The organism is Paenibacillus zanthoxyli JH29 (assembly GCF_000520715.1).
GTDB lineage: Bacteria > Bacillota > Bacilli > Paenibacillales > Paenibacillaceae > Paenibacillus_AQ > Paenibacillus_AQ zanthoxyli.
Genome location: NZ_ASSD01000046.1, coordinates 1 through 8,658 on the forward strand (window position 1 = coordinate 1; position 8,658 = coordinate 8,658).

At 54.8% G+C, this 8,658-nt stretch carries 10 protein-coding genes and 1 riboswitch; of the genes, 8 read left to right on the plus strand and 2 right to left on the minus strand.

What is annotated here, in order from left to right; all coding sequences use genetic code 11:
* The first annotated feature begins 248 nt into the window (after window positions 1-248).
* The 6 genes from L691_RS0101910 to L691_RS0101940 all read left to right on the plus strand — a co-directional run bounded on the left by L691_RS0101910 (window position 249) and on the right by L691_RS0101940 (window position 4,827).
* The gene (locus L691_RS0101910; RefSeq protein WP_025688445.1) at window positions 249-1,028 is read left to right on the plus strand and encodes a flagellar motor protein; all 780 of its coding nucleotides are present in this window, start codon (window positions 249-251) and stop codon (window positions 1,026-1,028) included.
* Window positions 1,025-1,870 carry a flagellar motor protein MotB gene (locus tag L691_RS0101915; RefSeq protein WP_025688446.1) on the plus strand — a complete coding sequence of 282 codons (846 nt, stop codon included), beginning with the start codon at window positions 1,025-1,027 and terminating at the stop codon, window positions 1,868-1,870. The genes L691_RS0101910 and L691_RS0101915 overlap by 4 nt, the downstream gene beginning before the upstream one ends.
* Window positions 1,871-2,097: 227 nt before the next feature.
* Window positions 2,098-3,318: an AGE family epimerase/isomerase gene (locus L691_RS0101920; RefSeq protein WP_025688447.1), complete on the plus strand. Its 1,221-nt coding sequence runs from the start codon at window positions 2,098-2,100 to the stop codon at window positions 3,316-3,318.
* 206 nt (window positions 3,319-3,524) lie between these two features.
* Window positions 3,525-3,686 carry a hypothetical protein gene (locus L691_RS31720; RefSeq protein ID WP_156934128.1) on the plus strand — a complete coding sequence of 54 codons (162 nt, stop codon included), beginning with the start codon at window positions 3,525-3,527 and terminating at the stop codon, window positions 3,684-3,686.
* 500 nt (window positions 3,687-4,186) lie between these two features.
* Complete coding sequence (locus L691_RS0101935; RefSeq protein ID WP_025688448.1) at window positions 4,187-4,579, plus strand: hypothetical protein; 393 nt, start codon at window positions 4,187-4,189, stop codon at window positions 4,577-4,579.
* Complete coding sequence (locus L691_RS0101940; protein ID WP_025688449.1) at window positions 4,576-4,827, plus strand: hypothetical protein; 252 nt, start codon at window positions 4,576-4,578, stop codon at window positions 4,825-4,827. The genes L691_RS0101935 and L691_RS0101940 overlap by 4 nt, the downstream gene beginning before the upstream one ends.
* Window positions 4,828-4,874: 47 nt before the next feature.
* On the opposite strand, the gene L691_RS0101945 is transcribed toward L691_RS0101940, so the two are convergent.
* Window positions 4,875-5,075: a hypothetical protein gene (locus L691_RS0101945; RefSeq protein WP_156934129.1), complete on the minus strand. Its 201-nt coding sequence runs from the start codon at window positions 5,073-5,075 to the stop codon at window positions 4,875-4,877.
* A gap of 342 nt (window positions 5,076-5,417) precedes the next feature.
* Window positions 5,418-5,810 (minus strand): glycine cleavage system protein GcvH, encoded by a 393-nt coding sequence (gene gcvH / locus L691_RS0101950; protein ID WP_025688454.1) that lies wholly within the window; start codon window positions 5,808-5,810, stop codon window positions 5,418-5,420.
* Between the two features lie 184 nt (window positions 5,811-5,994).
* A riboswitch (glycine riboswitch) is annotated at window positions 5,995-6,092 on the plus strand.
* Window positions 6,093-6,513: 421 nt separating this feature from the next.
* Here gcvH and gcvT point away from each other — a divergent pair.
* On the plus strand, window positions 6,514-7,617 hold the full coding sequence (gene gcvT, locus L691_RS0101955) for a glycine cleavage system aminomethyltransferase GcvT (protein ID WP_025688455.1): 1,104 nt from the start codon (window positions 6,514-6,516) through the stop codon (window positions 7,615-7,617).
* Window positions 7,618-7,826: 209 nt separating this feature from the next.
* A partial coding sequence (gene gcvPA, locus L691_RS0101960) for an aminomethyl-transferring glycine dehydrogenase subunit GcvPA (RefSeq protein ID WP_025688456.1) occupies window positions 7,827-8,658 on the plus strand: 832 nt, incomplete at its 3' end.

The following is an 8,658-nucleotide window of genomic DNA, read 5'->3' on the forward strand; positions in this document are numbered from 1 at the left end:
GGATTGTTGTAATAGTCACCTAAACATGTGTCGGATCGTTAACGTGGCATAAGCCACGCCCTATCGAAGTTTTCTAACTCACGACTGAAGTCACGAGTTTATGAAAACTATTTATCAAAATTGTTGGCTTAAATGCCGATCTTCATACTAGAGTGAAAAATGGAATATAAGAATATTTGTTCCCCTCCATTATACATGGCCTGCGCCTTTCATGCAAACCTAATATATAAAATTAAGGAGTTTAACCAATGGATATCACCTCAATAATCGGCATCCTTGCCGGAGCAGCCGCCCTGATCGGCGGATTCTTCTGGGAAGGCGGCGGCGTATCCGGTCTTCTGCAATGGAATGCCGCTCTCATTGTATTCGGGGGCACGGCTGCCGCAGTTCTGATTAGCTTTCCCGCCCGCACGCTGCGGTCCGTCGGGACAGGGCTTAGGATAGCCTTTGGACGAAGTGACGCCAACCTCGAAGAGAAGGTGGAAGAATTCGTCGAGATGGCGGCCTTCTCCCGCCGAAACGGCGTTCTGGCATTGGAGCCCCGGGTGGAGACGCATCCCGATCCCTTTACCCGTGAAGGGCTGCAGCTTATTGTCGACGGCACGGACCCTGAGCAGGTGCGTCAAATTCTGGAGCTGGAGATGGACGCGGCGGAGCTGAAACATGAAGGCTATGCGAAAGTGTTCGAGGCCGCCGGCGGCTACGCGCCCACCATGGGCATTATCGGAACCGTCCTCGGTCTCATCCGCGTGCTCGGCCACCTTACCGATCCCTCCCAGCTCGGGCCTTCAATCGCCGTCGCTTTTACAGCGACGCTGTACGGGGTCGCCAGCGCCAATCTGCTCTTCTTGCCCATTGCCTCCAAGATCAAGTCACGCAGCCAGCTCCGGCTGCACGGCATGGAAATGCAGCTTGTAGGCATTCTGGCTGTACAGAATGGCGATCATCCCCAAATGGTGCGCAAGAAGCTGGCCTCATTCCTCCAAAGCGAAGCGGAAGGGATCGCCTCAGCCGGGGTTCGGACATGAGGCAGCGGGGACGCCGGAATCGCCGCCCTGACGGGCGCGACAGCAGCAACCGCTGGATGATTACCTATGCCGATCTGATTACGCTGCTGCTTATCTTTTTTGTCGTTCTCTTTGCCATGAGCAGCCTCGATCAGCAGAAGTATAGCGGCGTGATCTCTTCGCTTCAGCGCTCACTCCAGACCGGAAACGGCGTGCTTGAGGGCGGGAACGGGATACTGGACGGCGGAAAAGGCGAGGAAAATGCAGGCAGCACGGAGAACGGAGACGGTCAGAGCCGTGCAGACGGCCACTCTGCCGTTATTCCGTCAGCGACGCCGGATGGCGGAAAGACTTCCGCATCTCCCTCTCCCCGCGAGCTTGCCTTCCGCCAGCAGGAAGCGAAGCTGGCAGAGCTGATGAACGTAATAACGGAGTACGTGAAGTCCAATGATCTTGGCGGTCAGATATTTGTCGCGGACAAGCCTCAGGGCATCGCCATCACCCTCAGCAACCGCTTCCTGTTCGATGTCGGCAAGGCGGATCTCAAGCCCGCGGCGTCTCCCGCGCTGCATCAGCTGTCCGGCCTGTTCCGCGGCATCGGAGCGATGGTCAGCATCGAGGGCCATACGGACAACCAGCCGGTGCTCCCCTCCTCCCGGTATGTTGACAACTGGGAGCTTTCGGGAGCTCGCGCGCTGTCCGTCCTGCGTTTTTTCCTGGAAAAAGAGGGGCTAAAATCTAGCCAATTCCAGTATGCCGGCTACGCCGATACCCGCCCCGCAGCGGACAATGCAACAGAGAGCGGACGGCAGAAGAACCGCCGGGTGGAGATCATCGTACTGCGGCAGCTGCAGGAGGAGTGAGCGCGGCCTCACGAATTTCATATACGCAATCATGCCCCGCATACGGCGGATTTTCGGACAGCACGGGCTGGTCTTCCGAAAATCCGCTTTTTCGCAATGCCGTCCATAGCCTTACTCGCCTGCCAGACTTGGTGACCGGGAATCGAATTCACTAGGATAACATAAAGACCAAGCTCAACCGCATAGATGATCATTATCGACAAAATAAAAGAAAGAGGGATATATCCATGAACGATACCCGAGCCGCCTATCCGGATTTTGCAGATCCTTCCTTTTTGAAGCGGCATATTCTGGACACGGTGCATTTCTATACCCCCCGGTGTATCGATCTTCAGAACGGCGGTTATATCAACTCCTTTCTGGACGATGGAACCACAAGCGATTACGAGACGAAACAATTGGTTGGAATGACGCGATTCATTTATATCTTTAGCGCGGCTTTGCAGGTTGGCGAGTCTGAGGAGTACCGCGAAGCTGTGGAGCACGGGCTGCGCTTTCTGCGGGAATTTCATTGGAATCATGAGCATGAGGGATATCATTGGACACTAAAAGGGCGGACTCCGACCGATAGAAGAAGGTTCGCTTATGGGCACGCTTTTGTCTTGCTGGCGGTCTCCACCGCATACAAGGCGGGGCTTTCCTCGGCCGGACCGATGATCGGCAAAGTGTACGAGGTGCTGGAGAAGCATTTTTGGAGTGAAAAAGACAGCCTGTACGCCGATGAAATCACCGCCGACTGGATGGAACTGTCTCCCTATCGCGGACAGAACGCCAATATGCATTTATGCGAGGCGATGATGGCGGCTTACGGGGCTACCGGCGAGAAACGCTATCTGGACCGTGCGAATACTCTGGCGCACTCCGTCATGTTCAAGCTGCTCCCGCAATCGGGCGGACTAATCTGGGAGCACTACAATTCCGATTGGGAAATCGACTGGAATTACAACAAAGACTATACCAAGAGTGAATACCGGCCTTACGGGTATATTTTTGGCCACTCTATCGAGTGGGCCAAGCTGCTCCTGCTGCTGCACCGGCATTGTCCGCAGGAATGGCTTCTACGACAGGCGGAGCGCTTGTTTCAAGAGGCGCTGCACAAAGGATTGGACCGGCGGCATGGAGGTATTTTCTTTGCAATGTCTCCTGTGGACGGACGAATTATCGATACGGACAAATCGTACTGGGTAATGGCGGAGTCGCTCGGCGCTTCCGCAATGCTGGCCGCCTGTACGGGCCGGACGGAATACCGGGAATTTTACATGGACATGTTCGCTTACTGCTGGACTCATTTTGTAGATCATCGCTGCGGGGGATGGTACCAGCTTCTGGACGCGTGCAACCGGAAATACAGCAATATTAAGAGCCCGCCCCCGAAGGCCGACTATCATCCCATCACGAACTGCTTAACGGCGATCTCCGCATGGGAGAACATGGCTGGCAAGCCTTAATGACACAGTTTGGATATTCACGACCTCTGCACCGCGTGCAGCTCCCAGCGCGCGGTGGGGCGATACGTGGTGGCAGTCAACCACTGTGAAATCCATGTGTAAATCTACCGAAATTTTGGTTTTGCCACCAAATCGGAGCTTGACGAAATCCATTCGGGCGTGAAAGAAGCATCGGTCGCCGAGCAGGACAGCAGGGGCTTCAAAACATGAGCTCTCCCGGCATGTGCAGCGGGCAGTGGTCGGACTCCATGCAGGCGCGGCTGTCCATCATGCCGTCCATCGTTAATGCAGAGGGTGAAGGGACAGCGCATCCGTTTGCTCAGGCGGAAGAGCATCTTTTCCTGCAAAGCAGCAGGTTTTCTTGGTGAATTTCGTCCGGAAAGAAGAAGATGGGACAACGTGTCTGATTGTTCAGGCCGAACAGGAGGTTTTTTCCTGCAAAGCAGCAGGTTTTATCGGCGAATTTCGCGCGGGAAAAAGAAATAGATGCAGTGGTGCAGCCATTTGATGCTTGAACGCCGGAACAGGGAAAAGGGATGCGAAATGCCTGCACATTTGCAGGAAATGAACTAAGGAGGGATTTTTGCGAGAAAAAAGATGTACCCATGCAGGTATTCTCCGCTTCCCCGCTGCTGATGGGAAAATGCCTCGGGAGTAAACAGCTGTCCCGCTTGTTGCCACTACATGACAACCTCAGCTCTCCAAAAGACAACCTTATATGTCGTCATCTGCATATGTCGTCACCTGCTGCTGGGTTACATACAAAGCGCTGATTTTGAAGCGGAGCCGAAATTTTTTTATCGGGGTACAGTAGAAGGAAAAAATATACATAACGTGGAAAAGAGTAAGCAAAGGAGATAATTGCAGTATGGCCTCTCTTGTCCGCGCTTTACGCGATCTGAACCGATGGCGGAACAACCTGTATACCGTTGGCCTGCCGTTGGTCAGCCTCTTTTTTCACGCCGTCTTCTTGATGTTTCTGATGGGTTTCGGCGGGTTTGTATTTTTTTTCGGGGCTTCTCCGCATCTATTCTGGGATGCTCCTTCAGGGATGCCGACAGGCTGGAGACTTGCGGTGATCCGGAGCTACATGCTGGCCTTTGGCGCTCTGTACGCGCTTATCTGGTGCGGATATTGGCAGGTGCTGCGCGCGTTGAGCGACAACAAGATCCGGGCGTTCCCGCTGCATGTGCTGGCCGCCTGGCTGCCGCTTCTCGCGGGGGTGTATTTTGCGACCCGGTCAACAATCCGAATGCCATGATTCCGACTCCGGTCGCCGAAATCACCTTTACGATGAGCACCGCCTTGATGACCGCAGCGCTGTTCCCTTTTTACTCTATAGCGGTTTACTGGCTGGTGCTTTCCCCCGCTATCCGGAGATCACGCAAAATAGGCAGGCTTCTTGGACTGTGGATGCTTTTTGCGGCGGCCTGCTTGTTCCTGGAGCCCTTCTTCTGGCATATCGCGCCTTCAATCTACAAGGGAATCGCTGGCTTTCCCACACGGTAGCGGCAGGCGGAACGGCTGGAAGCAGCAAGACGCAAGGTCAAACACCTTCACCCACCTTGCAAAAAAAGGCGGGCCTTGGTCCAGCGGATCGGTCCGCTGTCCAAAGCCTGCCTGTGAATTTCGGCCGGGGCCCGGCAAATCTGCCGCTGTGCCAAGCCTGCCATAAATTCCGCCAGGGCCTGGCGGATCGGTCCGCTGTCCAAGCCCGCCTGTGGTGTTGTTTCGCTTATGATTAATTCCGTATGCAATGAGGCCCCAATTCCGCCCCCGGCATCCTTGGCAGAGTGGCATTCGCTCTCTCCACTCACCAAAATCGAAACGAGCCGAAGAGACGAAGCGTAATTTCTCCCTTTTATTTTTCCAAAAAGTGGCCTCTTACCGAAATAAGCTGGAAAATCCCCCTCTTAATTCGGCGCTTTAGCCGGAAATGAAGAAAAAACGGCGAATAAACCGGAGGTTTTCCCGTTTATTGAGCGAGTTATCTTTTTACCAAAAAATAAACCGGAGCTTTTCCCGTTCACTTAGAAATCCGATGCCGGTCCAGGTACGAACGGAATTATCCCTTTAACTCATTAGCCGATTACCGGAAATTACTCGCCGACCAACTCACGATAAGCCGCTGCGTCCAGCAGTCCGGAAGTAGCCGAAGCGTAGTCCCCCTCGACTTCCACCTCGTAAATCCAGCCTTCTCCGTACGGCTGCTCGTTCAACAGCTCGGGGCTGTCTTCCAGCGCTTCGTTGATCCGCGTCACCGTTCCCGACACCGGAGAATATAATTCGGATACGGTCTTGACCGATTCAATGCTGCCGACGCTGTCCCCGGCGGTGACCGCCGTACCGATTTCCGGAAACTCCACGAACACGATGTCGCCAAGCAGATGCTGAGCATGGTCGGTAATGCCGACACGTACAATTTTTCCTTCTCCTTGCTGCGCCCATTCATGCTCTTCGCTGTACCGGAGATTGTCTAGCACTTCACTCATTTTCGTTAGCCGCCTCTTTTCGTCATTTGGGAGTCATAAATTAGTTATAGACTAAGTTATGCCCTTATCGGGTGTCAATATATGTGACAAGAAAATAAATTTCGGCCGGTTTTGAGCGAATATTGTTGACATCGGGATAGGTTTCCAGTATTAATGGAGTGAGAATAATCACATACGACTGCGAATGATGGCACAGGGAGAGACTGTCCTGCACGGACGGCGCCGAAGGAGTAAGCCTTAACCCAAGGTGAATCTCTCAGGCAAAAGGACCTCTGCCGGACGCAACTCTGGAGAGAACCGGAGCTTCATAAGCGTACGGTCACCAACGGGGAAACCTGCATTCAGCATAGAGCGCCGTACAATACGGCAAGCAGCGGCTCATGCTGAAGCACCGGACATTCACAGCCGGGCGTGCAGGGTAACTTTCAGGTACAAGGGACAGAGCGAAGGACGATGACGCGCATAGGTTGCGCAAATGCGTCTTTTCGCCTGTCCCTTTTTGCGTTTGCAAATATAGTGGGGGTCGATCCCCTGTAAGGTTTCGGAAGATGTATATAGGGGCAAGCTTCACTTTGTAGGACAAGAGGAAACGGCTAACGCCGTCCTTTTAAGGACAAAGTCCGTTTCTCGTAGAAATCTAAGGCTTAACAATACGCGCGCAGCATAAAAAGTCTTAGCTATTAAAAACACGGGGAGTGAGAATATGGATGCTTTGAAAAGAACGCCTTTTTTCCCTTTCTACTCCGCTTTTCCGGAGTCCAGAAGCATTGATTTCGGCGGCTGGGAGCTGCCGGTTCAGTTCACCGGCATCCAGAAGGAGCACGAAGCAGTTCGCAGCCGGGCGGGATTGTTCGATGTCTCGCATATGGGCGAATTTATGGTGACGGGCAGCGGCGCCGAGGCGTATTTGCAGCATATGACGACCAACGATGTCGGCAAGCTTGCGGACGGCCAGGCGCAGTATTCGCTGCTCTGCTACCCGGACGGCGGCACGGTTGATGACCTGCTCGTGTATCGTCTGGGGGAAGGGCGCTATATGCTGGTCGTGAATGCCTCCAACATCGGCAAGGATTTCCAGTGGCTTCAGGATCATCTGCCGGAGAGCGGCGTAAAGCTTACGGACCGGTCGGAAGAAACGCTGCTGCTGGCGGTTCAGGGGCCGCATGCCAAAGCGATCATGAGCGAAGTCACCGATGTGCCGCTGGCCGGACTGAAGCCGTTCCATTTCGTGGAACGGGCCGTCGTGTGCGGCGTGGAAGTGCTGCTGTCCCGCACAGGCTATACCGGCGAAGACGGCTTCGAGCTGTATGCGCCGATAGACGCCGCGGCGAAGCTCTGGAACGGGCTGCTCGAAGCGGGCAGCGCTCACGGTCTGACGCCAGCGGGCCTTGGCGCACGCGACACGCTCCGCTTCGAGGCGAAGCTGCCGTTGTATGGCCAGGAATTGTCGAAGGATATCTCGCCGCTCGAAGCCGGGATTGGCTTCTTCGTGAAGCTGGATAAGGGAGACTTTATCGGCCGCGAAGCGCTCAAGGCCCAAAAGGAGCAGGGTGTTCCGCGCCGCTTGGTCGGAATCGAAATGATCGACCGGGGCATTCCGCGCTCGCATTATCCCGTCTACGCGGACGGGCGGCAGATCGGCGAGATAACGACCGGCACGCAGTCGCCGACGCTGAAGCGGAATTTGGGGCTTGCCCTGGTGGAAGCCCGGTACGGTGAAATCGGCACAACGCTTGAAGTGGAGATCCGCGGCAAGCGGCTCAGGGCCGCCGTCGTGAAAGCCCCTTTTTATAAGAAAAACTCCTAGTGAAGTCTTTTCGAAGAAGTTGCCAAATCCCTCATTAGCGGTTGTTTTTCTTGCGATTAAAGAATTGTTCAGCTCCGCTGAAAACTTATAAATTCTTTAATCTAAAAAAAGCCGGTAAGAACCTGCCTGTGCAGGACATAACCTATACATTTAATCAGCTTTATAATTAATCAGCTATATAATTAATGAGCCAAGGAGTGAATCCGTAAATGAAGCATCGTTATCTGCCGATGACCGAGCAGGACCGCAGCGAAATGCTGGCGGAAATCGGGATTCAGTCCGTGGAGGAGCTGTTCGCCGATATTCCCGAAGCCGTACGCTACAAGGGCCGGCTGCCCATGTCGGAAGCGCTGGACGAATACGCCCTGCTGCGGCATATGAAACAGCTGGCGGACAAAAACGCCGATTTCGACAGCCACACCAGCTTCCTGGGCGCGGGCCTCTATGATCACCATGTGCCCGTCGTCATTAACCATGTCATTTCCCGTTCGGAATTTTATACGGCTTACACGCCTTACCAGCCGGAGATCAGCCAGGGCGAGCTGCAGGCGATCTTCGAATTTCAGTCTTACATCTGCGAGCTGACCGGCATGAAGGTCGCCAACGCCAGCATGTACGACGGCGCGACGGCCTTGTCCGAGGCGGCGGTGCTGGCTTCCGGCGCTGCGAAGCGCAAGAAGATTATCGTCAGCAGCGCTGTCCATCCCGAAGCGCGGCAGGTGCTGAAGACGTCCGCAGCCGGACACGGCCTTGAAATCGCCGAGGTCGGCTGCACGGACGGCGTCACCGACCTCGCCCAGTTGGCGCAGGCGATTGACGGCGACACGGCGGCGGTGCTGGTGCAGTACCCGAACTTCTTCGGGTGCATCGAGAACCTGTCAACCATTGAGAAGCTTACGCATGACGCCAAAGCGCTGCTCGTCGTCAGTGCCAATCCCCTTGCCCTCGGCGTACTCGAAACGCCAGGCAAGCTTGGCGCCGACATTGTTGTCGGCGACGCCCAGCCGCTTGGCATCAATGCCTCGCTCGGCGGGCCGACCT

Bases quoted from the DNA above. Each gene is read 5' to 3' on its own strand.
- L691_RS0101910 (WP_025688445.1), top strand. From the start codon at position 249: ATGGATATCACCTCAATAATCGGCATCCTTGCCGGAGCAGCCGCCCTG.
- L691_RS0101915 (WP_025688446.1), top strand. From the start codon at position 1,025: ATGAGGCAGCGGGGACGCCGGAATCGCCGCCCTGACGGGCGCGACAGC.
- L691_RS0101920 (WP_025688447.1), top strand. From the start codon at position 2,098: ATGAACGATACCCGAGCCGCCTATCCGGATTTTGCAGATCCTTCCTTT.
- L691_RS31720 (WP_156934128.1), top strand. From the start codon at position 3,525: ATGAGCTCTCCCGGCATGTGCAGCGGGCAGTGGTCGGACTCCATGCAG.
- L691_RS0101935 (WP_025688448.1), top strand. From the start codon at position 4,187: ATGGCCTCTCTTGTCCGCGCTTTACGCGATCTGAACCGATGGCGGAAC.
- L691_RS0101940 (WP_025688449.1), top strand. From the start codon at position 4,576: ATGATTCCGACTCCGGTCGCCGAAATCACCTTTACGATGAGCACCGCC.
- gcvH (WP_025688454.1), bottom strand. From the start codon at position 5,810: ATGAGTGAAGTGCTAGACAATCTCCGGTACAGCGAAGAGCATGAATGG.
- gcvT (WP_025688455.1), top strand. From the start codon at position 6,514: ATGGATGCTTTGAAAAGAACGCCTTTTTTCCCTTTCTACTCCGCTTTT.